The 23,976-nt window shown below is 36.3% G+C and carries 24 protein-coding genes and 1 tRNA gene; 9 read left to right on the top strand and 16 right to left on the bottom strand.

Annotation, left to right across the window (positions count from 1 at the left end; all coding sequences use genetic code 11):
- Positions 1 to 39: 39 nt before the first annotated feature.
- Both FORMA_RS02375 and FORMA_RS02380 read right to left on the bottom strand, forming a co-directional pair.
- On the bottom strand, positions 40 to 1,089 hold the full coding sequence (locus tag FORMA_RS02375; protein ID WP_069674149.1) for a sensor histidine kinase: 1,050 nt from the start codon (positions 1,087 to 1,089) through the stop codon (positions 40 to 42).
- Entirely contained in the window at positions 1,086 to 1,778 is a 693-nt protein-coding gene (locus FORMA_RS02380) for a response regulator transcription factor (RefSeq protein ID WP_069674150.1), read from the bottom strand. The genes FORMA_RS02375 and FORMA_RS02380 overlap by 4 nt, the downstream gene beginning before the upstream one ends.
- A 335-nt stretch (positions 1,779 to 2,113) precedes the next feature.
- On the opposite strand from FORMA_RS02380, the gene FORMA_RS02385 reads away from it, so the two are divergent.
- Both FORMA_RS02385 and FORMA_RS02390 read left to right on the top strand, forming a co-directional pair.
- On the top strand, positions 2,114 to 3,838 hold the full coding sequence (locus FORMA_RS02385; protein ID WP_069674151.1) for a T9SS type A sorting domain-containing protein: 1,725 nt from the start codon (positions 2,114 to 2,116) through the stop codon (positions 3,836 to 3,838).
- 85 nt (positions 3,839 to 3,923) lie between these two features.
- Entirely contained in the window at positions 3,924 to 4,901 is a 978-nt protein-coding gene (locus FORMA_RS02390; RefSeq protein ID WP_069674152.1) for a LuxE/PaaK family acyltransferase, read from the top strand.
- On the opposite strand, the gene tyrS is transcribed toward FORMA_RS02390, so the two are convergent.
- Positions 4,898 to 6,193: a tyrosine--tRNA ligase gene (gene tyrS, locus FORMA_RS02395; protein WP_069674153.1), complete on the bottom strand. Its 1,296-nt coding sequence runs from the start codon at positions 6,191 to 6,193 to the stop codon at positions 4,898 to 4,900. The two genes, FORMA_RS02390 and tyrS, sit on opposite strands and share 4 nt — an antisense overlap.
- 72 nt (positions 6,194 to 6,265) lie before the next feature.
- Here tyrS and FORMA_RS02400 point away from each other — a divergent pair, with 72 nt between their 5' ends.
- A complete protein-coding gene (locus tag FORMA_RS02400) occupies positions 6,266 to 7,276 on the top strand; it encodes an NAD-dependent epimerase/dehydratase family protein (protein WP_069674154.1) in 1,011 nt (336 codons plus the stop codon).
- Here FORMA_RS02400 and FORMA_RS02405 read toward each other — a convergent pair.
- The 3 genes from FORMA_RS02405 to FORMA_RS02415 are packed head-to-tail and all read right to left on the bottom strand — an operon-like array spanning position 7,230 to position 9,772.
- Complete coding sequence (locus FORMA_RS02405) at positions 7,230 to 7,703, bottom strand: DUF4296 domain-containing protein (RefSeq protein ID WP_069674155.1); 474 nt, start codon at positions 7,701 to 7,703, stop codon at positions 7,230 to 7,232. The two genes, FORMA_RS02400 and FORMA_RS02405, sit on opposite strands and share 47 nt — an antisense overlap.
- The gene (locus FORMA_RS02410; protein WP_069674156.1) at positions 7,700 to 9,046 is read right to left on the bottom strand and encodes a dihydroorotase; all 1,347 of its coding nucleotides are present in this window, start codon (positions 9,044 to 9,046) and stop codon (positions 7,700 to 7,702) included. Before FORMA_RS02410 ends, FORMA_RS02405 begins: the two co-directional genes overlap by 4 nt.
- Positions 9,047 to 9,772, bottom strand: a complete 726-nt coding sequence (locus tag FORMA_RS02415) for a polyprenol monophosphomannose synthase (protein ID WP_069674157.1) — start codon at positions 9,770 to 9,772, stop codon at positions 9,047 to 9,049.
- A 74-nt stretch (positions 9,773 to 9,846) separates the two neighbouring features.
- Here FORMA_RS02415 and FORMA_RS02420 point away from each other — a divergent pair, with 74 nt between their 5' ends.
- The 3 genes from FORMA_RS02420 (at position 9,847) to FORMA_RS02430 (ending at position 12,220) form a co-directional block, all read left to right on the top strand.
- On the top strand, positions 9,847 to 10,494 hold the full coding sequence (locus FORMA_RS02420) for a DUF4271 domain-containing protein (RefSeq protein WP_069674158.1): 648 nt from the start codon (positions 9,847 to 9,849) through the stop codon (positions 10,492 to 10,494).
- 26 nt (positions 10,495 to 10,520) lie between these two features.
- Complete coding sequence (locus FORMA_RS02425) at positions 10,521 to 11,267, top strand: uroporphyrinogen-III synthase (RefSeq protein ID WP_069674159.1); 747 nt, start codon at positions 10,521 to 10,523, stop codon at positions 11,265 to 11,267.
- Between the two features lie 86 nt (positions 11,268 to 11,353).
- Positions 11,354 to 12,220 (top strand): hypothetical protein, encoded by an 867-nt coding sequence (locus FORMA_RS02430; protein WP_069674160.1) that lies wholly within the window; start codon positions 11,354 to 11,356, stop codon positions 12,218 to 12,220.
- Here the strand turns inward: FORMA_RS02430 and FORMA_RS02435 are convergent.
- The gene (locus FORMA_RS02435) at positions 12,217 to 13,161 is read right to left on the bottom strand and encodes a calcium/sodium antiporter (protein ID WP_069674161.1); all 945 of its coding nucleotides are present in this window, start codon (positions 13,159 to 13,161) and stop codon (positions 12,217 to 12,219) included. The two genes, FORMA_RS02430 and FORMA_RS02435, sit on opposite strands and share 4 nt — an antisense overlap.
- A gap of 77 nt (positions 13,162 to 13,238) precedes the next feature.
- Between FORMA_RS02435 and FORMA_RS02440 the strand changes: the two genes are divergently transcribed.
- Positions 13,239 to 13,388 (top strand): SsrA-binding protein, encoded by a 150-nt coding sequence (locus FORMA_RS02440; RefSeq protein ID WP_069674162.1) that lies wholly within the window; start codon positions 13,239 to 13,241, stop codon positions 13,386 to 13,388.
- A gap of 112 nt (positions 13,389 to 13,500) precedes the next feature.
- Here the strand turns inward: FORMA_RS02440 and FORMA_RS02445 are convergent, their stop codons facing one another.
- Complete coding sequence (locus FORMA_RS02445) at positions 13,501 to 16,203, bottom strand: reprolysin-like metallopeptidase (protein ID WP_069674163.1); 2,703 nt, start codon at positions 16,201 to 16,203, stop codon at positions 13,501 to 13,503.
- Between the two features lie 159 nt (positions 16,204 to 16,362).
- Positions 16,363 to 16,436: transfer RNA gene (locus FORMA_RS02450), tRNA-Arg, on the bottom strand.
- Positions 16,437 to 16,534: 98 nt separating this feature from the next.
- On the opposite strand from FORMA_RS02450, the gene FORMA_RS02455 reads away from it, so the two are divergent.
- Positions 16,535 to 17,947, top strand: a complete 1,413-nt coding sequence (locus tag FORMA_RS02455; protein WP_069674164.1) for an MBL fold metallo-hydrolase — start codon at positions 16,535 to 16,537, stop codon at positions 17,945 to 17,947.
- Between the two features lie 11 nt (positions 17,948 to 17,958).
- Here the strand turns inward: FORMA_RS02455 and FORMA_RS02460 are convergent, their stop codons facing one another.
- From FORMA_RS02460 to FORMA_RS02490, 7 genes are read right to left on the bottom strand one after another with little or no spacing between them, the layout of a single operon-like run.
- On the bottom strand, positions 17,959 to 18,234 hold the full coding sequence (locus FORMA_RS02460) for an ATP-dependent Clp protease adaptor ClpS (RefSeq protein ID WP_069674165.1): 276 nt from the start codon (positions 18,232 to 18,234) through the stop codon (positions 17,959 to 17,961).
- Positions 18,224 to 19,072 (bottom strand): 50S ribosomal protein L11 methyltransferase, encoded by an 849-nt coding sequence (gene prmA, locus FORMA_RS02465; protein WP_069674166.1) that lies wholly within the window; start codon positions 19,070 to 19,072, stop codon positions 18,224 to 18,226. Before prmA ends, FORMA_RS02460 begins: the two co-directional genes overlap by 11 nt.
- A 4-nt stretch (positions 19,073 to 19,076) precedes the next feature.
- Complete coding sequence (tpiA, locus tag FORMA_RS02470) at positions 19,077 to 19,826, bottom strand: triose-phosphate isomerase (protein ID WP_069674167.1); 750 nt, start codon at positions 19,824 to 19,826, stop codon at positions 19,077 to 19,079.
- Positions 19,823 to 20,311, bottom strand: a complete 489-nt coding sequence (locus FORMA_RS02475) for a TlpA family protein disulfide reductase (protein WP_069674168.1) — start codon at positions 20,309 to 20,311, stop codon at positions 19,823 to 19,825. Before FORMA_RS02475 ends, tpiA begins: the two co-directional genes overlap by 4 nt.
- Positions 20,312 to 21,388 carry an ABC transporter permease gene (locus tag FORMA_RS02480; protein WP_069674169.1) on the bottom strand — a complete coding sequence of 359 codons (1,077 nt, stop codon included), beginning with the start codon at positions 21,386 to 21,388 and terminating at the stop codon, positions 20,312 to 20,314.
- A gap of 3 nt (positions 21,389 to 21,391) precedes the next feature.
- Positions 21,392 to 22,486: a BT_3928 family protein gene (locus FORMA_RS02485; protein WP_069674170.1), complete on the bottom strand. Its 1,095-nt coding sequence runs from the start codon at positions 22,484 to 22,486 to the stop codon at positions 21,392 to 21,394.
- Entirely contained in the window at positions 22,483 to 23,025 is a 543-nt protein-coding gene (locus FORMA_RS02490; protein ID WP_069674171.1) for a DUF1599 domain-containing protein, read from the bottom strand. The genes FORMA_RS02485 and FORMA_RS02490 overlap by 4 nt, the downstream gene beginning before the upstream one ends.
- Before the next feature lie 79 nt (positions 23,026 to 23,104).
- Between FORMA_RS02490 and folP the strand changes: the two genes are divergently transcribed.
- Entirely contained in the window at positions 23,105 to 23,950 is an 846-nt protein-coding gene (gene folP / locus FORMA_RS02495) for a dihydropteroate synthase (protein ID WP_069674172.1), read from the top strand.
- Positions 23,951 to 23,976: the final 26 nt, after the last annotated feature.

Here is a 23,976-nt window from a genome sequence, read left to right on the forward strand (position 1 = left end):
ATGATAATTTTGAGCAAAAATAGGAAAATTACAATGAAGTTATTCCTGTTTTTGGAGGGTAAATGAAAACTCACTTCCTATACCGTACTTGCTTTCAATAAAGATTTTCTCCTCATGTGCTTCAATAATGTGTTTTACAATAGCGAGTCCAAGTCCGGAACCTCCTTCGCTACGAGCACCACTTTTATCAACTCTATAAAACCGCTCAAAAAGACGTGGAATATGTTCTTCCTCTATGCCTTCGCCATTGTCGGTAATGCGTACCACGACTTTGTCTTTGTTTAATGATTCTACATTAACTTCTGTGGTACCATTGTTATGGCCGTATTTAATAGAATTGACCAAAAGATTGGAGACTACTTGTTGAATCCGTTCCATATCGGCATGGACATATACTGAGCAGGTCGAAAGTTCGTCCAATGAAAGCGTGATGTTTTTCTTTTTGGCTTTCATTTCCAATTGTTCAAAGACATTATTTATCAATTCTAAGATATCAAAATTTGTTTTTTCCAATTTGGCATCACCAAATTCTATCTTAGTGATCATATCCAAATCTTTCACAATATAGATTAAGCGATCGACGCCTTTATCGGCTCTCTTTAAATACTTTTCCAATACCTCTGAATCCTCCATTGCCCCATCCAACAATGTAGCAATATAGCCTTGCACCGTAAATAAAGGCGTTTTGAGTTCATGGGCTACATTACCCACAAACTCCTTTCGGAATTCTTCGCGCGCACGAAAAGACTCTAACTCCATTTTTTTTAGTCGTGTGTATTTGCTAAGTTCTTTAGATAAAAAATCTAAATCCGTAGAAAGGGGTACACTGTTCACTGGCCCAGTCTCAGATTCTAAAAAGATGACATCATTGTAAATTTTTTCAATTCTTTTGAAGATATAACGATCGACGCGGTATTGAATCAGAATAAAAGACAGTACAAAACAAAAGAGTGAACTTAGAATAATGAGTTTTCCGTTGAACTGATCAATGTAAAACAAAAAAACACTCAGAAAGAGTGTAAGAAAAAACGTCAAAAGCAGCGCTGTAGTGCCTGCAAATTTATAGGTTTTTTTCAGTGATGAACTCATTTGCTTTGAAACTTATACCCAACGCCTTTTATGGTTTTGAAGCGTTTATCACCCAATTTTTCGCGGAGCTTACGGATATGAACATCAATCGTTCTTCCACCAACAACCACTTCATTCCCCCAAATTTTATCAAGGATATCTTCGCGTTTAAAGACTTTTCCAGGTTTTGATGCCAACAAATACAGCAATTCAAATTCTTTACGTGGTAAAATGACATCCTCTCCTTTAAAAATAATTTTGTAGGCCTCTCTATCGATGATCAAATCTTCTAATTCAATAAGGTCTTTGGATGGGCTATCGATTTTAGTATTTAAGCGTCTTAGCAAAGATTTGATTTTGCTGACCAAGACTTTTGGTTTAATGGGTTTGGTAATGTAATCATCTGCACCAGCTTCAAAACCTGCAACTTGCGAATAATCTTCGCCACGCGCTGTAAGAAAGGTGATGAGCGTATGTTGAAGCTCAGGAATTTTTCGGATCTGCTCACAGGCCTCAATGCCGTCCATTTCGGGCATCATGACATCTAAAATGATGAGTTGGGGTTGTTCTTTTTTGGCTTTTTTTATGGCTTGTAGTCCATTGTTGGCCGTAAATACGTTGTAGCCCTGTGCCGAGAGGTTGTAACTGATGATTTCCAAAATATCGGGCTCATCATCAACCAAAAGAATTTTAACGTTTGAATTGCTCATTTATTTATTTAAGATTCATTGTAAAGATATTGAATATGATACAAATTAAAAAAAATGATTCAAGTATTAACGTTAACTTAAACCTGAGGTAACATTATTACTCTAAAAACCACAAAGCTAAACGTAGAATTTATAAGGTTTAGATTGACCATAGCGATAATCCCTTCAAAAAAATTAACAACTTTATAATACGCCCACCCCTTTTTTACGGATACATTAATTCATTGCAAAGTAAAATGTAAATTTCTGTTAAATGGTATCGCTAAGTGTGTTTTCTTTTGAAAAATTGCTCAAAAAAAACTATATTTGAAAATATCAATTTTAAAAAATTTACAATGAAACACTTTTACTTTTTACTTTTTACTTTTTTTGCTTTAAACCTGTCTTTTGGGCAGATTATAATTACAGAAATCTCAGACCCAATTAACTCCAGTTCTACTGTGCGTTTTGTGGAAATCTACAACATCAGTAATGCTGACGTGGATTTAACAGATTGGGAGCTTCGCAGATGGACAAATGGTAATACTGATCCACAAGGAACTGGGGTAGATCTTTCCTCAGTTGGGACTCTAGCAAGTGGTGCCTTCGCAGTAATTGCTAATAACGCAAATTTTGAAAGCGTTTATGGATTTGCTCCTGACATAATGGCTGGAGGTGGTGGAGCAGCAGACTCAAATGGAGACGATCAAATTGCAATTTTCGATCCTACCGATACTACTATTGATATTTTTGGCGTTCCTGGTGAAGATGGGAACGATACATGTCATGGTTTTGAAGATGGAAGGGCAGAACGTGCGGCATCAGTTACAAGTTCTAACAATGTATTCGACGAGTCTGAATGGAATGTTTGGGATAAAAGCTCAAGTGCTACTGGCTGTACAAATTATTATGGTTCGTCGTCCCAAAGTGCACCTGATGACTACGACCCTGGATCATGGATTGGCGCTTCAGCAACAGCGACGATTTCAATAAGTTCTCCTTCAAATAATAATGTATTTAATCCGGGGACATCATCTGTATCTGTATCATGGAATACTAATAATACACCAACAGGAGCTTCTGTAAATATAGTTGTTGATGGTACTGAAACCTCGGGAGTATCTAGCCCTTACACTATAAATACTACAGATGGCACAACTTATTCAGTTACTGTTAATCTAGTTGACGGTGGATCGACTGTTGCTACAGACAATGTATCCTTTAGTGTAGGGAGCTACACTCAGGTCAATGATATTGCTGCTCTAAGAGCTGGAACAGAGGGGAATTTTTATGAACTCTCTGGAGAGGCGTTCATATCCTATATTGTAACTGATAATACTAGAAACCAAAAATACATACAAGATCAGAGTGGTGGAATTTTGATTGATGATTCTGCTGGTACTTTATCTACTGAATTCAATATTGGTGACGGTATTTCTGGCCTCAGAGGTAAGCTTGGTGGATATGCAGGAGTTTCTCAATTTCTACCAACAGAAAATGTTGCAAGTGCTTCCTCTACAGGAAATACTATAACACCACAAACAATCACTATTGCCGATTTCATTTTAGCAGCAAATGCTGATCTCTATGAAAGTCAACTCATTCGATTCAATAACGTCACATTTTCAGACACTGGAGCTTTTGCTCACAACCAAAATTACTCAATTTCTCAGGGTACAGATGCAACAACAGCAAGAGTTACCTTTAATGATGAAGACCTCATAGGAGCTTCTATTCCTTCGGCATCTGACTATGTAATTGGATTAGCCGCTGAATTTGATGGAAATCTTCAAATACTTCCAAGATATGTGAGTGACGTGCAGGGCGCCTTAAGTACAGATGACTATGGTATATTAAGTTTTGAAATGTATCCCAACCCCACAAATAGTGGATTTGTCACCATCAAATCCAACCAAATGGGTGCAGTACAAGCCCAAGTTTTTGATCTCCTTGGAAAAGAAGTCATCAATACTGCGGTCAATACTGAGCGTATGGATGTTTCAAACTTGAATGCCGGTGTTTATGTGGTAAAACTAACGCAAAACAAAAATACTACAACTAAAAAGTTGATTGTTCAATAATTGATTTTAAACCTTTTTTAAAAAGAGCGTTGCTATGGCAACGCTCTTTTTATTTTCTCTATTTTTGTAGTGCATTTGAACAATAATGGACAACAGGTCAATTTTCGATATCAATTCCGAAGCGGCTTTTACCAAAAAAGCCCTTGAGCTATTCAAATTTCAATTTGAAGAAAATCCAGTATACCGCTCTTTTTGTGATCTTTTGTACAAACACCCCAGTGCTGTCCAAAAATTAGAAGATATTCCTTTTCTGCCTATAGAGTTTTTTAAAACCCATAAAGTTCTTTCAACAAAAAAAGAAATTCAACAGACGTTTACCAGTAGTGGGACTTCTGGCAGTGTGGTAAGCCAACACCATGTGGCCGACCTCAACCATTATAAAACAAGTTTTCAAAAAGGGTTTGCGCACTTTTATGGCCGTATAGAAGATTATGCTGTTTTGGCCCTACTACCCTCATATTTAGAACGAGAAGGGTCTTCTTTGGTTTATATGGTGGAGGATATGATTCAAGAATCCAAGCACCCAAAAAGTGGATTTTATTTGGATGATTTAGACGCATTAAAACAAACACTTCTCGCACTTGAAAAGTCGGGACAAAAAACACTTCTTATTGGTGTGTCCTATGCCCTTTTGGACTTGGTAGAATTTCATCAATTTGAACTAAAACATACCATAATCATGGAAACTGGCGGTATGAAAGGCCGCCGAAAAGAATTGATTAAATCAGAATTACACAGCATATTAAAAAAAGGATTTGGGATCAATACAATCCATAGCGAATATGGAATGACTGAGCTTTTGGCACAGGCCTATTCCAAAGGCGATGGCTTGTTTTCTACACCGCCTTGGATGAACGTGCTCATTAGAGATCCAGAAGATGCTTTAACTATATTACCAAAAGGAAGATCAGGCGGTATCAACATTATTGATTTGGCCAATGTACATTCTTGTGCATTTATTGCAACACAAGATTTAGGGAAAATTCATGCCAATGGCACTTTTGAAGTGCTTGGACGTTTTGACCAATCGGATATTAGAGGATGTAATTTGATGGTGCTTTAAACCGCACGGATAATAAAGGTACTGCGCTTGCCTCGATTTAAGATGACATAGGTGTCGTTAATCAAATCTGCTGCGCTTAATGCGTACTGTTCATTGACTTTTTCTTTGTTGACCGCAATTGAATTTTCTTTCAACGCACGTCGTGCTTCTCCGTTAGACGCTAAAAAGCCTGTTTCTGCCGAAAGCGCTGCAATCATGTCTAACCCCTCTAAAATTTTAGATTTAGACACATCGGCTTGTGGTACACCTTCAAAAACATCTAGAAATGTAGTTTCATCCAAGGTTTGAATATCTTCTTTAAAGGCTTTACTGTATAAAATTTGGGATGCTTTTTCGGCATTTTCACAATCTTCCGCACCATGCACCATAGTTGTAATTTCTTGTGCTAACCGTTTTTGAAGTTGACGTAAATGCGGTTGTTCTTTATGGGTATCTATTAGAGCTTCGATATCGTCTTTTTCTAAAAACGTAAAGATTTTAATGTACTTTTCTGCATCTTCATCACTGGAATTTAACCAGTATTGATAGAATTTATAAGGCGACGTTCTTTTAGGGTCAAGCCAAACATTTCCGCCCTCACTTTTTCCAAATTTAGAACCATCAGATTTAGTGATCAATGGACATGTAATAGCAAATCCTTTACCATTTCCAATACGTCTAATCAGTTCTGTACCTGTAGTAATGTTACCCCATTGGTCGCTTCCTCCCATCTGAATGGTACACTTGTGGGCTTGATATAAATGTAAAAAATCGTACCCCTGAACCAACTGGTAAGTAAATTCTGTAAAACTCATCCCTTCATTACTGTCCGATGAAATTCTGTTTTTTACAGAATCTTTAGCCATCATATAGTTGACGGTAATGTGCTTGCCTACATCACGAATAAAATCTAAGAATGAAAAATCTTTCATCCAATCGTAATTATTAACCATTAGTGCCGCATTGGGTTGATTACTTTCAAAATCTAAAAAGTGTGCTAGTTGCTTTTTAATGGCTTCTTGATTGTGACGAAGAGTCGTTTCATCCAATAAATTTCGTTCGGCAGACTTCCCAGAGGGATCACCAATCATTCCTGTTGCACCACCAACCAAAGCTACGGGTTTGTGTCCACATCGCTGATAGTGTGCCAACAGCATAATGGGTACCAAATTTCCGATGTGTAAAGAATCTGCTGTAGGATCAAAACCCACATAAGCTGCACGCATTTGTTCCAAAAGATGTTCTTCTGCCCCTGGCATAACATCATGAATCATTCCTCTCCACTTCAGTCCCTCTATGAAATTATTGGCCATTTTTTAAGTTTTATTCAACAAAGATAAAAGATTCAGCCATGCTGAGAAAAGAAAAATCAGTAATTTAGCAGCATGGTTTTAGTTACAGGCGGTACAGGACTTATTGGGAGTCATTTACTCTTTAAGTTGACACAAAAAGGGCTGTCGGTTCGTGCTACTTACAGAAAAGAATCTAAGCGCGAGCGCGTAAAAGATATTTTCGCTTATTATTCGGAGGATTCAACAGCGCTTTTTAATGGTATACAATGGGTAGAGGCCGATCTTAACGATGTTCCTAAATTAAGCTTAGCTTTCCAAGACATAACACACGTATACCACTGTGCTGCATTGATTTCTTTTGATCCATCTGATTATAAATTACTTCGAAAAACAAACATTAGAGGTACGGCAAACATAGTCAATTTGTGTATCAATCATGCTGTAGAGAAGCTGTGTTATGTCAGCACTATTGCGACTTTAGGATATGATGCTGATTGGATCGATGAAGAAACCTATTGGGATGGTAATCAAAATCAAAGTGTATATGCCATTTCGAAGTATGGTGCAGAAATGGAAGTTTGGCGTGGAATACAAGAAGGTGTTTCGACCGTTATTGTGAACCCTGGCGTGGTACTTGGCCCAGGCTTTTGGTCTTCCGGCAGCGGCTTATTATTTGACCTGGCGAAAAAAGGAACTCCCTATGTAACTGAAGGGGGTACAGGCTATGTTGCTGTTCAGGATGTGGTTACAGCAATGGTTCGCCTGATGAATACCTCAATTGAAAATCAGCGCTATATTTTAACAAATGGACATCATTCTTATTTCGAAATTATAAGTATGATTTCAAGGGAATTGAACGCAAAACTTCCCAAAAAAATGAGCTCCTCTTTTTGGCTCGCAATCGCTTGGCGAGTAGATTGGATTGCGTCCAAATTATTTAGAAGAAAACGGAGGCTAACAAGACAACTGAGTTACACTCTACAGAAAAAATCATATTACAGGGCGGATAAAATTAAACAAGATTTGGAAGGGTTTGAATTTACAGCTATTTCAGACTCTATTTGTTCAACGTCTCAATTCTTTTTGAAGGAGGTCTGTTCTTAAGCGTTAGCTTTTGCTTTTTTAAATCGAACGCTGAGTCTGGTTTTACCAATTTGGTTTTTCGAATCGAGTCACGTATTCTTTTTTCTTCTGCAACAAAGTCTTGCAATACTTTCTTATCGGATTCTAGTTTCTTTTTTAGGCGTTCGTAAATAGATGCATAGGCTTCACTATTGTGTGCGTAGTAGGTGTTGCTGTTGGCCAGTTGAGTACTATCGATGCCATATTTATCAAAAATATACTGTGTTGGATCGGCAATGTGCTTTTCCAAAATTTTCTTATTAATGCCTTTGGCGGCATTAAGCAACATAAATTCGCTTAATACCTCAACCATTTGATCCTCTTCAATCAAATTATCTGGCGCTTCATAAGTGTTTCTATTACAAGAAACACAAAGTGTCAAAATAAGTAAGAAAGACCAAATTCTCATCGTTCAAATGTTAGGCGCATTGCTGCATTTTGTTTAGAAAATTGTGCGTTGTGGTATACTAAAGAACCATTAAGTATCGTATGTGTAATTCTCGATTTGAACGTTGTTCCCTCAAATGGCGACCATCCACATTTATACAAAATATTGTCTTTTGTTACCGTCCAAGGATTGTGCGGATCGACCAAAATCAAATCGGCATAATATCCCTTCCTGATAAAACCTCTTTTTTCAATTTCAAACAAAATGGCGGGATTATGTGCCATTTTTTCAACAATCTTTTCTAAAGATATTTGTTCACGGTGATAGGCCTCCATAAGAGCCACAACCGCATGCTGAACCAAAGGACCACCTGATGGCGCTTTAGTGTAAGGATTTGATTTTTCGTCTAAGGTATGAGGTGCATGGTCAGTTGCTATGACATCGATACGGTCGTCCAGCAGAGCCTTCCACAGTGCAGCGCGGTCCGTACTGGATTTTACAGCTGGGTTCCACTTTATTAAAGTCCCCTTTTGATCATAATCTTCATCTGAAAACCAAAGGTGATGGATGCATACTTCAGCAGTAATTTTTTTATCCTTGAGTGGACGTTTGTTAGAAAACAGCCCCATTTCTTTTGCTGTAGACAAATGAAATACATGCAGTCTTGCCCCTGTTTTTTTGGCCAATTCAATAGCTTTTGATGAGGACAAATAACATGATTCTGCACTTCTTATGACTGGATGATATTTGACAGGGATGTCGTCTCCATATTTATCGACAAATTTTTTGGTGTTTGTACGAATGGTTTCTTCGTCTTCGCAATGCACCGAAATGAGCAAATCTGTACTTGAGAAAATCTTTTCTAAAACTTCGGGGTTATCAACAAGCATATTTCCAGTGGATGAGCCTAAAAATAATTTCAGCCCTGCAACATTTTTTGAATCTACTTTTAAGATTTCGTCCAAATTGTCGTTGGTACCGCCAAACATAAACGAATAATTGGCATAACATGTTTCAGCAGCGATCTGAAATTTATCTTCTAATTTTTCAATAGTAGTGGCCTGAGGGAAGGTATTAGGCATTTCGATAAAGGAAGTAATCCCGCCTGCAATTGCAGCTTTAGATTCAGTTGCTATATTGGCTTTGTGTGTTAGCCCAGGTTCTCTAAAATGTACCTGATCATCGATCATTCCTGGAAGTAAAAATTTATTTTCCGCATCAATAACTTGGGTATCCCCATTTTTAGCACTGATTGATTCTGAGATTTCAGTTATGAATTGATTTTCTATGAGTACATCGCCTTCAATGATTTTTCCTTCATTGACAATGCGCGCATTTTTTATTAAGATCGATTTTTCTTGCATTTATAGTTTGCCTAATAATTGTTGAGCACGCATTTGGATAACTCCTAAAATGGCCTCAGAAATAATTCCTTTGGTGAGTTTTGACACCCCTCTAATACGGTCGGTAAAGATAATGGGTATTTCTTTGATTTTAAATTTTTTATTTAGGGCTTTAAATTTCATCTCAATTTGGAAGGCGTAGCCAATAAATCGGATCTCATCAAGATTTATTGTTTCAAGAACCTTGCGCTTGTAGCACACAAATCCAGCCGTAGGGTCTTTGACGGGCATACCAGTGATAATACGCACATAAAACGAGGCAAAATAAGACAAAAGAATTCTAGAAAATGGCCAATTCACTACGTTTATTCCTTTGATGTATCTTGAGCCAACTGCAACATCAACATCATGTGATATGCATGCCTTGTGAAGAATCTCCAGATCTTTTGGATTATGAGAAAAATCAGAATCCATTTCAAAAATATAAGAATACGGATGTTGTAAAGCCCATTTGAAGCCATCGATGTATGCGCGGCCCAATCCGGATTTATATGGCCTTGATAAGAGGTGTAAAGAACCTGGAAATTCGTCTTTCAATGCTTCTACTCTTTGAGCTGTTTTATCAGGCGAATTGTCGTCTACAACAAGAACATGTACATGCTTGTACATAGAGAAAATAGTGTGCAACATCAGTTCAATATTTTCTATTTCATTATAGGTTGGTATGATGATGAGTGTATCCTTCAAATCATAATTTTGTTAGACAAAAATACGCTATTTTAACGGATCTGTATATACAAATATTCTTCTTAGATTTGTGTATGCTTAGAGAAGTTATTACAAATGATTGGTACGTGGGGTTTTGCCTCTTGAGCTTAGTCATTGTCGTTAGTGCAAAAAAAATTGATTCCCAACGCTTTTCAGGCTTCTTAAAGTTATTTAGCAATTCAAATTACCTGCGGATTTACTTAAAAGAACATACTTTTTTTGACAGCTTTGATACGCTATTATTTATCAATTTTTGTGTAAATATTATATGTTTTTCTTGGATTGGCTACCAATTACTCTACACCTATGTAGACATGAGCTTTCTGTTGCTTTCTCAACTTTTTCCTTTTGTTGCCGGAGGAGTAATTCTCAAAATTCTATTAGAACTGTTTTTGGGCTATGTATTGGATTTATACAACTTATTCAACATCCTAAGTTTTCAACAAATAAGCAGCTATAACTTTATAGGCTTGGTACTGCTTCCTCTAAACGCATTCCTCGTTTTTGGGGTTAATCTAGCACCTTTAGCTGTGATTTTAGTTGCTGTATTAATCTTGATAATATCCATTGCTGGAATGATAAAAACCATCCAGTCAAATCTTAACATTATTTTGAATAACTTTTTTTATTTTATTTTATATCTTTGCACTTTCGAAATTGGCCCCTATTTGGTAATTTATACGGTCGTTAATCGAGCTTAAATCAATTCTACAAGACTAATTAATTTATGAAAGTAAAAACAATTTTAGTTTCTCAACCTGAACCAAAAGCAGAAAATTCTCCTTACTTTGATCTACAACAGCAACAGAAAGTAAAAATTGACTTTCGCCCTTTTATACATGTTGAAGATGTAAGTACTAAAGAAATTCGACTTCAAAAAGTTGATTTTTCGAAGTTTACAGCCATTATACTTACAAGTAGAAACGCGGTAGATCATTTCTTTAGAGTTGCAGAAAAAATGCGCTTTAAGGTTCCAGACAGTATGAAATATTTTTGTCAATCTGAAGCTGTTGCCTATTACCTTCAAAAATATGTGGTATACCGCAAGCGTAAAATTTATGTTGGAAAACGCACTTTTCCAGAACTTATTACATTAATTAGTAAATACAAAGATGAGTCTTTTTTACTCCCCTCTTCGGATAAGCTAAAGCCTTCCGTTCCCTTAGCTTTAGACGAGTTGGGTGTGCGCTGGAAACAAGCTGTTTTTTATAAAACAGTAATCAGTGATCTTTCAGATTTAGCAGATGTTTATTATGATATATTAGTGTTTTTTAGCCCATCTGGAATTGAATCATTATTTCATAACTTCCCCGATTTCAAACAAAACGACACCCGTATTGCCGTTTTTGGAAATACTACAGTCAAAGCTGTTGAAAGCAAGGGACTTCGTGTAGACATTGCTGCACCAACAAAAGATATGCCGTCAATGAGTATGGCACTTCAGAAGTACATCCAAAAAATGAATAAAAAGTAATTTTTTTATAACTATACAATACGCCGTCCCCTAGGGATGGCGTTTTTTTTTGCTTTTTTTTGTACCTTTAAAAAATATCTAATTTCATGAAAAAATATATATTTCTAATTTTATGTTTTGTATTGGTACTAAGTTGTAATGATGAAGCTTATGACAATGATAGTACCGGTGACTCATCTCCAGCTTTAGGCGCTTCTGACTACTCGCCAAGTGGCAACAATGCTTATTGGATTTATGACGTTGCTGTGAGCAGTGCTGTTGTAACTGAAATGAATTTCGCCGCAACAGATTCTGTGTATGTCAGCAGTATAAACCAAAATTCATTCTTGTTAGAGGCCAATGACGATGGTATTGCTAATGGCAGTATGAATATAGTGCTCACCAACGGATCATTGAGCAAGACAAGTACTACATTGGTTTTTGATGGTGGTATTGATTTACCGGATAATCTAGCCGATTTGGGCTTCACTCAAGACCTTTCAATAGAGGGCATGACTCTTTTGGACTTGGATGCTTCAAACAATCAAGAGCTTTACAATGAGGAACGTAATTTTTCTGAAAATATTGACCTAGATGGGCTTGCAGTCCCTATCAATATCAGCAGCAGAATATCCACTACTAAGATAAATTTTCACGAAAACAAGGCGCTTAATGGGACAAATTACACAAATGTTTTTGAGGGTGAGTTCTCCTTAAATATCGAAATTTTAGGTACATTTTCAGTAGCAGGCATCAGCCAAACAATCCCTATTTTAGATGAACAAGACGTACTAAAAACAAGCTACTATTATGTAGAAAATATTGGTCTTGTTAGAGCTGAAACAGTTCAAGGCATCAGTCTCTCCGCACAATTAACCACACTACTTTCCCTTTCGGGTGTGGACTTAGACATTCCAACAAACGTATCCATAGAAAATATTGAAGAATTAGTTGATTTCGCACTAAGTGACTAAGAACGGAATACCAAAACAATAAACACGGAATAGAGCAATACCAAAAAGAAACCCTCCTTGAATTGAAGTTTGTTTCGTTTTTTCAGTACAACCAAGGGCAGTATAATGACTGCAAACACTAGCATCCAAAGTATGTCTCTGGATAAAATTTGAGAATCATCTACAGGAATTGATTTTATAATTGAAGTTAATCCTAAAACAGAACCAATATTAAAAATATTAGACCCAATAAGGTTTCCTAGTGAAATAGCCTTTTCATTTTTAATTAGAGCAATAATCGAAGCCGCCAGCTCTGGTATACTAGTCCCAACAGCAATTAAAGAAACAGAAATGACCGCTTCACTGACGCCCATTTTGTGTGCGACAACAACAGCTCCATCGACTAACCAATCGGCACCAAAAAACAAAGCTAAAGCCCCAATAACTAGCCAAATTAATATCTTAAAATAAGAAACTTTGTCTGAGACCTCAATACTGCTGTCCAACTCTTGTAAAGAAGTTCTAGATTTTTTAATAAGTAAATAAATAAATACTGAAAGCATGCTAAATAAAACCCAACCCTCAACTGATGAAAGTTGATTATCAGTTTTAAGAAAAAAGTAAAGAAGTAATGAAAAAATAACTAATGAAGGCCAATTGAATTTATAAAACGATTGATCCACTTCTACCGTGGTACAAATTGCGGTAATACCCAACACCAGTCCAATATTGGCAATATTCGATCCAACCACATTATTTATGGCAATGGCTGGTACTCCTTGAAGGGCCGCATTTAAACTCACCAATAATTCGGGAAGAGAAGTCGCGAAAGAGACCACAGTGAGTCCGATAACCATTTTTGAAAGATTCAATTTTAGCGATAGCCCAACAGAAGCTCGAACCAAATATTCTCCGCCTATGACAAGCAGAATAAACCCTAAAATCATCAAAATAATATCCATCAAAGGTATTTTGAACAAATATAGGTTATGAAACGAAAATAGCTTGATTTATAACAAAGAAATTCTATTTTTGGTATATGAAATTATTTTTTAAATCTTTGGCTTTATTGAACAAAGCCATTTTACCAAGCTTAAGCAAAAAAAGGGTTGACCTTAGCAAAGCCAATAAGTGGCAAATGGCGCTATTGGGCTGGCGCAGCTTCGTTACCAAAAGAGCACTCGACTAAAATATATTTGGTAAGTATTAAAATAATATTGAGATGAGCCATCTTATACCACAGTTTAAAAAACTCAAATTTACTTCCTCAAAGCCTCTTTAGATATTTGTTCTTTATTTGTTTATTTTTTAATTATTCGTTTGTAAAAAGTCTGATTGTTTCCTGTGATTTTCACAATGTAAACTCCATTACTTAACTTGTCCATTGGTAAAAATTTACCTTTTGTTGTATAAATTTTTCTACCTCTTAAATCCAATAAAGAATAGGTTAAATCTTGTAAAAAAGTGTCAATAAACAGAGTGTTTTCTACTGGATTCGGGTAGAATTTAATTGCGCTTAAGTCATAAGAAGGGGCATTTAAAATAAAGGTTGTAATGCAAATTTCTAAAGTGTAATCATTCAAAATTCCAAGGTCTTCATTATAAAAATCTCGAATTCCTATAATCCATTGCCCTTGTGAATTTTTACCATCAAAATTTGACAGTGAAGTTCCAGTCGGTTTATAAATTACTCCGTTTCTTACTTCACAAATGAAATCTGATGGAGCTTCATCATCAAAAGTAACATCAAGATTGTCTTCATCAGTACAATCTCTATCAAACAAAACTGATTGGGTCTCATCTGGATGCTGTAGTACTATGTTTAAGTCTTCTATCCATGGATGCGTTATATCAACATTAAAATTAACATCCGAAATTATACCGTTTTCTGTAACGTCTATGGTATTAACTAAAAAATCCCCAAAAACATTTTGACCTGCTCCATCCGGAATATTTTGAGCTAAATTTTCAGCAGAGCTATATGTTATACAATTAGTTTGAGCAATGTAGTCTATTGTAAATGGAATGGTATTTACTGCATAAAAAATATGATTGTTCCCCCTGACCATTAAACGGCAATTTAGTGCTGGTGTATTGGGCACAAGAACATCATGAGACCCATCGTTAGGTACTCCTTGGGCTAGGACTTCATTAAAAGAAACTCCTCCATCTGTAGATAAAATAATATCAACCTCATCCGCATTTATTCCGTTGGCATCTGTTCCTGCAACATTCCATGAAACAGTTTCCACTGACCCTGATTGCCACATCAAATCAGACTCATCTTGGGAAGTAACCGAAAAGCCTGACCCAGTATCGACTACAGTAACAAGCATTTCATCAGTGGCAACTTGCCCGGTACCATCATCTCCAATAAAACCACTACCATTATCTCTTACTGTTAGTGCGAAATTTAGTATTCTAGGAACAGAGGGAGTAACTTCCCATGTAGATGATAGGCTTCCTGAAACGACAGTTTCTAATTTGGGGAAATAGCGCTCTGGATCATTAGTTTGACTTAAGGACCTGTACAGTGGCCCTGTTTGCCAATTGGATTGAGGAGTTGAATTTTGAGGAGATTGTTCTGTATCGTTTTGTGACCAGTTGTATGTGAGTGTTTCATTGCCATCTGGATCATCTGCAATTCCAGTCAAAACAAAAGGTGTATTTGTTGGGATAATGTAATCATTCCCGGCATTAGCTGTTGGTGGTTGATTCTGTATGTCTAGGCCTACATCGCAAGTTGGAACAATAAAACCATAATATGAATTTAAACCAGTTTTGATATAACCACCTATATCTCTAATATTAACGTAATTGAAATGGGCATCACTGTTATTTTGTACGTTGGGCGGACAAATACCTGCATATCCCATAATTGAACTACCGCTTCCAGGCTCTACCTCGGTGTTGAATCCAGACCTACTACAAGAATTCATGGTGTGAAATCCATAAAATTGATGTCCCATTTCATGAGCTACATAATCTATATAAAAAGGATCACCAATGGGGTTTGAAGAGCCAGTCCATCCTCTACCCTTATGGAAAGAATTCTGAGAATTAGATGCGCAAACACAACCCAAACACCCTGCATTACCACCTCCAGTATCATTATAATTATGACCAATATCATAATTATTAACTCCTATGACCTGGTCTAGGGTACTGGCTGTTGTGGTGTTAAATTCACTTTGCCATGGGTCATTGAAAGGGTCTAAATATATTATTTGATCATTATTGGCTACTAATTCTAATCGTATACCAAAATCTCGTTCATAAATATCATTCACTCTGTTTATAGAAGTAATCATTGCAGCAAGAACATTTGCTTTTTGATTTTCAACAGTACCAGAACCTGCAAAAAATTGAGCGTACTCTCCAGTACAACTCAAGGCTAACCTATATGTTCTTAATTTTTGATCATCAATATCTCCTTGTCCGTTAACAAAACTCGATCTTCTTTGTTCATTTGAACTGGGAATATTTTGCTCCGTAAAACACTCAAAATCTGATTCATAACCATACACAGATTCTTTTTCAAAAATGATATATATTGAGTCATCGCTTTTACTGTAAGGTTCAATATAAAGCGTGGAACGCGTACCAGAACTAGAAAGTGCGTGAAACCCAAGAGGGCTCAAGCTAAACCTAATAGTAGCAGTAGGGTCATCTACTCCAACTCCTTTGTAGGTTTTTATATTAGAGTATTTGTTTTGTAAAATGGGATGCATTATTGAAGATTCAAAAACCTTAAATGTATTCAACTTCCCTGATGAATTAGGAATATCAAGCATAAAGTATTCATCCTTATTGCTCTCTAGTTTAGAAGTTAATAAATTTAGGTCTAATCGGAACAATTTGTAATCTGAAAGATATTTGTCTTTTTCGGACAACTTGTTCACTTTATTATTTACGGATTCGGGCAATAATTTCCAGGGTGATAAAATTTGCCCATAAGAACCACATGTTATAATTACGAAAAAGTAGAAAAGAATGCTTTTCATATGCACTTTATTTTGTTTGTTTTAAAAAAGTTTGGCTGAATTTTATCAAATTATTTTATCGAAATGTTAAACAAACATAGAGGATTAAAAATCATAAAACATTAAATTTTTCACAAAAAAAAATCCTCAAAAATAATTAATTATTCTTGAGGATAATTGTGACCTCGGCAGGATTCAAACCTGCAACCTCTTGAGCCGTAATCAAGTGCACTATTCAGTTATGCTACGAGGCCTTAATAGGGCTGCAAATATAACTTAATAATTTTTTACGCAAAAGAATTTTGGTTCAAATTCAAAAAACTTAAATTTGTTTCAATAAAGTGCTTTAGCTATGAAAATTGAACAAATCTATACCAAATGCCTTGCTCAAGGTGCCTACTATATCGAATCTAATGGAGAGGCAGCTGTTATTGACCCTCTAAGAGAACCCCAACCCTATATTGATAGAGCTTTAAATAGTGGTGTAAAAATCAAATATATTTTTGAAACTCATATTCATGCAGATTTTGTTTCAGGCCATGTCGATTTAGCTAAAAAAACTGGGGCAACTATCGTATTTGGACCCAACACAAAAACGACTTTTAATTGCTATAACGCTGCGGATAACGAAGAATTTAAAATTGGTAATATCACCATAAAAGCTCTACATACACCAGGACATACACTAGAGTCTGTCACCTATTTGTTGATTGATGAGAATAGTAAAAATCATGCAATTTTCACAGGCGACACCCTTTTTCTAGGTGATGTTGGACGTCCAGATTTGGCCATAAAGTCAGAGTTAACTGAAAAAGATTTGGCAGGTATGTTATTTGACTCTTTACGCTCTAAAATTATGAACTTAGAGGATGATGTTATTGTTTATCCTTCACATGGAGCGGGCTCAGCTTGTGGCAAAAACTTAAGTAAAGAAACTGTTGGAACCATTGGAGAACAAAAACAAACAAACTATGCCCTAAGATCTGAAATGAGCAAAGAAGAATTTGTAAAAGAAGTGCTTGATGGCATAAGCCCACCACCACAATATTTTGCTAAAAATGCACTTCTAAATAAGTCAGGATATCCCGATTTAGATCAAGTGTTAGTTTCAGGAAATATACCTCTTGCCATAGATGTATTTGAAGAACTTGAAAACGACAACAAAACACTCGTATTGGATGTAAGAACGCAACAAGAATTTGTTGAAAATCATATTCCAGGATCAATTTTTATTGGGCTGAACGGCGGGTTTGCACCTTGGGTTGGTGCACTTATTGCAAATATTACTCAGCCCATACTATTGGTTGTTCCCGAAGGAAAATCAGAAGAAGCAGTCACTCGTCTTGCTCGGGTTGGATATGATAACACTCTTGGATATCTTGATGGTGGTATTGAGTCATGGATTAATGCTGGAAAAAGAACAGATCAAATTACTTCTATCTCTGCAAATGAGTTTGAACAACACACAAAAAATAAACCTGTTCATGTTTTGGACGTCAGAAAAGATGGTGAATACCGCTCAATGCATCTCAAAGGCGAAACTGTTCAGCATTTTGCATTAGATTACATCAATACCCAACTTGATCAAATTAATTCGGACCAAAAATACTATATTCATTGTGCAGGCGGCTACAGATCTGTAATTGCTGCATCTATTCTGAAAAGAAATGGTTTTCACAATATTGTTGATATTGCTGGAGGATTTACTGCATTGAAAAAAACAGCCTTAGAAGTCAGCAACTACGTTTGTCCATCAACTTTATAAGCTATAATAACTTAAATAATTTCAGCACTTAAGCCCGCTTGTAAAAGTTTTGAACAACGAGGTTCTAGATCATCATAAGCCCCCGTCTTAACTGTGCATTTCCCCTTATAATGCACTAAAATTGAACATTGTTCTGCTTGTTCAAAAGTGTGGTTACAAACATCAACCAAAGTCTCAATAACATGGTCGAATGTATTAACATCATCATTAAATAAAACAATCTCATTAATTGGAGCTTGGTCTTCGATTGTTTGAACATCCTTTTGTAATTGCTCTTTATTTGCCATCAATTTTTTTAAATTTTAGGGCTACCCACTTATTTCGTAAAATTTGACCTTCCAAAACTAAGCTATGCATTGTACAAAGCTCCTGAATGGCTGGGATATCCTTTTCGTAAAATCCACTTAAAAATAATAAACCATTTGGATTTAAGCAAGCAACATATTGAGGAATATCGTTCAAAAGAATATTCCTATTAATATTTGCTATGATTACATCGAATACTTTAGTATCCAAAAGCTGAGCGTCTCCTTTAGAAACTGTAATATTTTGACACGAATTTCGCGAACAATTTTCAACACTGTTCAAATAACACCATTCATCAATATCAATAGCTTCAATAAGCGTTGCTCCTCTTTTTTCGGCTAAAATGGCCAAAACTCCAGTCCCACAGCCCATGTCTAAAACAGACTTGTTTGTAAAATCTGTAGCCAAAATATGCTGAATCATCATATGAGTTGTTTCGTGATGTCCCGTGCCAAAGCTCATCTTTGGTTCAATAACAATGTCATACTCAACACTTGGTTTGGAATGAAAAGGAGCGCGAACAGAGCAACGGTGGTCCACTAAAATAGGATGAAAATTTTCTTCCCATTTAGCATTCCAATTAACTTGCTCAATCTCTTCAGAAGTGTAATTTATTGTAAATGTATTGTTATTCAATATTTGGATGTCATCCAGAATACTTGGATAATAGTCCTCTTTTTGAATGTAAGCGGTAACTCCATTTGAATGTTCAACAAAACTCTCGAATCCTGCATAACCCAACTCAGCAATAAGAATTTCAACACCAGGATTCGAGGGAGTTACATCAAAGTTATATCCAATATATATGGATGCTTTCATTACGTTAAAATGAATTCACTATAGCACTAAAATGTTCAGCATCTAGTGCTGCACCGCCTATAAGCCCACCATCAACGTCAGGCTTTGAAAAAATTTCTTTTGCATTTGCGGACTTTACGCTACCTCCGTAAAGAATAGAAACTGCATCAGCTAAAGCAGGGGTGTACTGATCGGCTAGTGTTTTTCTAATGAATGCGTGCATGTCTTGTGCTTGCTCTGGGGAAGCGGTTTCTCCTGTACCAATAGCCCAAACAGGCTCATAAGCCAAAACTATATGATCCCAAGCTGAGGCGGACAAATGGAATAATGCATTTTTTATTTGACTCGCAACAACTTCATTCTCTTTTTTGGCTTTTCGATCGGCTAGCTCTTCTCCGAAACAAAAAATGATACGTATACCGTGAGCAAGTGCAGTGTCAACTTTTTTGGCAAGCATCTCATCGGTTTCATTGAAATAAGCGCGGCGTTCACTATGGCCCAAAATAACCGTTTTAACCCCAATGCTGGTAAGCATACTTGCGCTAACCTCACCGGTATAGGCTCCGTTTTCTGCAAAATGCATATTTTGGGCTGCAACCGAAATAGGGCTTCCTTTTAGCGTATTTTTAGCTGCCAATAAATTAGTAAATGGCGGAGCTATTATGACATCGGTTGTCGAATGGTGATGTTGTTCTAAAAGTTTTGAAACTAATATTTCAGAATCGACATAATCCTTATTCATTTTCCAATTTCCGGCGACAATTTGTTTTCTCATTTTAAGTGTTTTCTTAGGTTTTTATCTTTAGTTTTTATGGCTTTGTATACCACTATTTTTCCACTGGCATCAACAATCATATAGCGTGGTATCCAGTCTAAGTCTAAAAAAGTTCCCATAGGTCCTTTCCAGCCCGATTGCATAAAGTAATGATCTCCTTTTAACTTGTGCTTTTGTATACCCTTTTTCCAAGCACTCAAAGATTTGTCTAATGATAAATGAACATAGGCCATCTCAGGGAATTCACTTTGCAATTCCTTAAATTTTGGTATCGCTTTTAAACAATCCTTACACCATGATGCCCAGACATCTACAAATATGGTTTTACCCTTGTGCTTCTCTAAAACCGTACTGAAGGACACCCGCTCATCGCTTAGGCTTATAAATTCATCGTTAAGTGCAGCTTCTGAAAAAGAGGTGAAAGATTCGGACTGACAGTTTAGTAAGGTACTACCAAGTAAAAAGGTGAAAAATAGTTTTCTCATTTAATTTAATTTGATTTTAGGGTCCAAATAAGCATAGATAATATCAACAACAATATTTAGAAGTACAAAAATAGTGGCAATTATTAAAACAGCACCCATAATTACTGGTAAATCTAATGTATTTAGTGCATTTACGATTTCCTTACCTATACCATTCCATCCAAAAATGTATTCTACAAAAACAGCGCCAGCCAACAAGGAGGCAAACCAGCCTGAAATTGCAGTGATAACAGGGCTCATCGCGTTCTTGAGTGCATGCTTAAATAACACCTGCTTTTCGCTCAAACCTTTGGCACGTGCTGTTTTAATATACTCTTGATTAAACACTTCCAATAACGAATTTCGCATCAATTGAGAAACAACAGCCAAGGGACGGACCCCCAAAACAAGGGCAGGAAGGATTAAGTTTTGTAACTGAAGTTGTACGCGCTCACCAAAATCATCAAGTTCATAAAGGTTTCCTGTCATTTCTAATCCAGTAAATTCATGCCATAGAAAGCCAAACAGCCAAGCAAAGATAATAGCACTGAAAAATGAAGGTAAACTCATCCCAAGTGTACTGACCACTAAAATTAGTTTATCGACCCAATGGTCTTTATACAAGGCCGAGAGTATACCCAAAAATGTTCCCAAAATCAAGGCAATAAAAATAGACGAGCTAGCCAAAACAAAGGTATTGGGCAACGTATCCCTCAGAATTTGTGAAACACTCATACCTTGTCGTGTGAATGATGTTCGCAAATACGGAAATTTCAAAACAAGTTGATTGTTTGGTGTTCCAATAAGCTTTACATGCTTGTACTTATTAGAAGAAAGTTGGGTGTAATGATCTTTGTTATTGGAATGCAAAGAAACAGGAGATAAATCGTTCAAATAATAAAGATATTGGGTAAATATTGGTTGATCAAACCCATATTTTTTTTGTACAATTTTCAATTGCTCTTCATCTTCATTTTGGCCAAGCATCATGCGCGCAGGGTCACCTGGTAAAACATTAAACAAATAAAATATAACAGATACGACACCAAAAAGCGTGATGAAAGTATAAATTGCTTTTTTTGCTATATATCTGCCCAAAATTTATAATTGTAAATCATCGATGTCATTCCAATGCACCTTTTGTTGTACTGTGCCGCTTTTTAGTTGCAATAGCCCAGGATTAGAGCGTACTACGGTCTTCAATGCTTTTTCATCGCAAATGTAAAACTCGAAATCAAGGTCATACAGCGTTGTGATTCTACTTTTTACTTCCTCTCCAGAAGCACTTAAACCAATAACAGTATATCCCTTTGCAAGGGCAAGATCAGATACAGATTTTAATTTTTGAAGCCCCTGTTGATTCGCAGTTTCCAGATTGTAACAAACAATCATTAGCAAGCGTTCTTGATTAAGAAAATAATTGGTAAAGTCGTCCTGATCTGATTCAATAGAAAAATCTAAAATTGAGGGTTGAAAACCCTCCTCTATAATCTCAGTTTCTACACCCACATAGGTTCCGTCTACAGCTGGGTAAGACCCGTCGGTTACAAACGTTTGTTGCGTACCATTGACATCAAAAGTCCAAGTAAACTCTTGGACTGCTTTAGGTGCATTAGGTGGAGTACTCATGTTTTCAATCAAATTAGCTCCAATTTTGTACGCCCTAAAATCAATACTTGGTAAATGCATCAAAACATGATAGCCAAATGCCAAACTCAAAACTAAACTGAGCGTTGCAATGATGTTGGTCATGAAAGAATTGAAAATCGGTTTAATATATTTACGTCCATAAAAGATAATCAGTATAAGAACCAGTAAAACTACGTCCTTTGTAAAACTTTCCCATGGGGTTAATTTCAAAGCATCGCCAAAACATCCACAATCTTTGACTTTGTCAAAATACGCAGAATAAAAAGTCAAAAACGTAAAGAAAACAATCATTGACAAAAGACTCCAAAGTGTGAATTTGGGTTTATAGCCAATCAACAGAAACACACCCAACACAACTTCAAAAACAACAACAAATACTGAAATAGCGAGCGCATAAGGCTCAAAAAAAGGTAAATTTAACACATCCGCACTAAAATATTCCTGAAGCTTATAGGAAAACCCAAGTGGGTCGTTGAGTTTTATAAACCCCGAAATAACAAATAGTATCCCTACAAAGATTCTTGAAATAGGGGTTAATATTTTCATTGGTTGTTGTTTAAGTGAATAAGTGCAAAAATGGCATAATTGATCATATCTTGATAGTTAGCATCGATTCCTTCACTAACTAATGTTTGACCAGCATTATCTTCAATCTGTTTTACCCGCAACAATTTCTGTAAAATCAAGTCTGTTAGTGAACTCACTCGCATATCACGCCAAGCCTCGCCGTAGTCGTGGTTTTTATCCATCATAAGTTGCTTTGTTTGAGCCACTTTCGAATTGTAATCAGACATTGTCTCTTCAAAAGATAAGTCTGGTTGTTCGACTACGCCGCGTTCGATTTGAATCAATGCCATTACACAATAATTTATAATGCCGATAAATTCGCTAGAGGCACCCTCCTTTACCCGCTGGGTTTTATTTTGTTGCAATCCACGAATCCGTTGTGCTTTTATAAAAATCTGATCCGTCAGTGAAGGTAATCTTAAAATACGCCAAGCACAACCGTAGTCTTTCATTTTCTTGGAAAACAAATCTCTACAGCTTGAGACAATTGCATCATATTCTTTTGATGTATTTTGCATAAAATGGATTGAATTTTGCGTAAATTTCGCTTAAAATTTTCAAACCATCAAAATTTATGGTTTAAACTTTAGACTAGCCATGAAATCTAAAAACAAGAATATAAATTTAAGCATTAACTGTAATGGAAAACTGGTAGACCTTAACACACCAAAGGTAATGGGCGTATTGAACATTACACCTGATTCTTTTTATGATGGAGGTCGATACAAAGATGCTAAGAGTATATTAAATCAGACTGAAAAACTCATTTCAGAAGGAGCTACCTTTCTTGATATTGGCGCTTATAGTTCGCGGCCAGGTGCTGATTTTATATCTGAAAATGAGGAGCTAAAACGGATTGTGCCTGTAGTTGAGTTAATCCAAAAAAATAATCCTGATGTTTTGATTTCTATAGACAGTTTTCGTGCAAAAGTGATTCGCGAATGTGTCAGTGCTGGTGCAGTCATATCGAACGACATCTCTGCTGGAAAACTTGACCCAGATATGATTAAAACCGTTGGGGAATTGGGCGTTCCTTACATCATGATGCATATGAGAGGCACTCCACAAACCATGAAGAACCACACAACATACCAACATCTAATAAATGAGATCTATGCCTATTTCTCAAAACAAATCGAGCTTGCGCGACAACACAACATTACAGATATTATTATCGATCCAGGGTTTGGTTTCGCAAAAACATTAGCTCAAAATTATGAACTGCTCAATCAAATGGAATTCTTCAAAAATTTGAACTGTCCTATTCTAACTGGCGTTTCAAGAAAATCAATGATTTATAAAGTCCTTGGCTGTACAGCTGAAGAAGCCCTTAACGGCACCACTGCCCTTAACATGGTGGCACTTATGAATGGCGCATGCATTCTTCGAGTTCATGATGTAAAAGAAGCCGTGGAGTGCATCAAACTGTTCAATCAACTCTAATGGTTTTACATTAAAATTGTATCTTT

This window comes from Formosa sp. Hel3_A1_48 (genome assembly GCF_001735715.1).
Taxonomy (GTDB): Bacteria; Bacteroidota; Bacteroidia; order Flavobacteriales; family Flavobacteriaceae; genus UBA3537.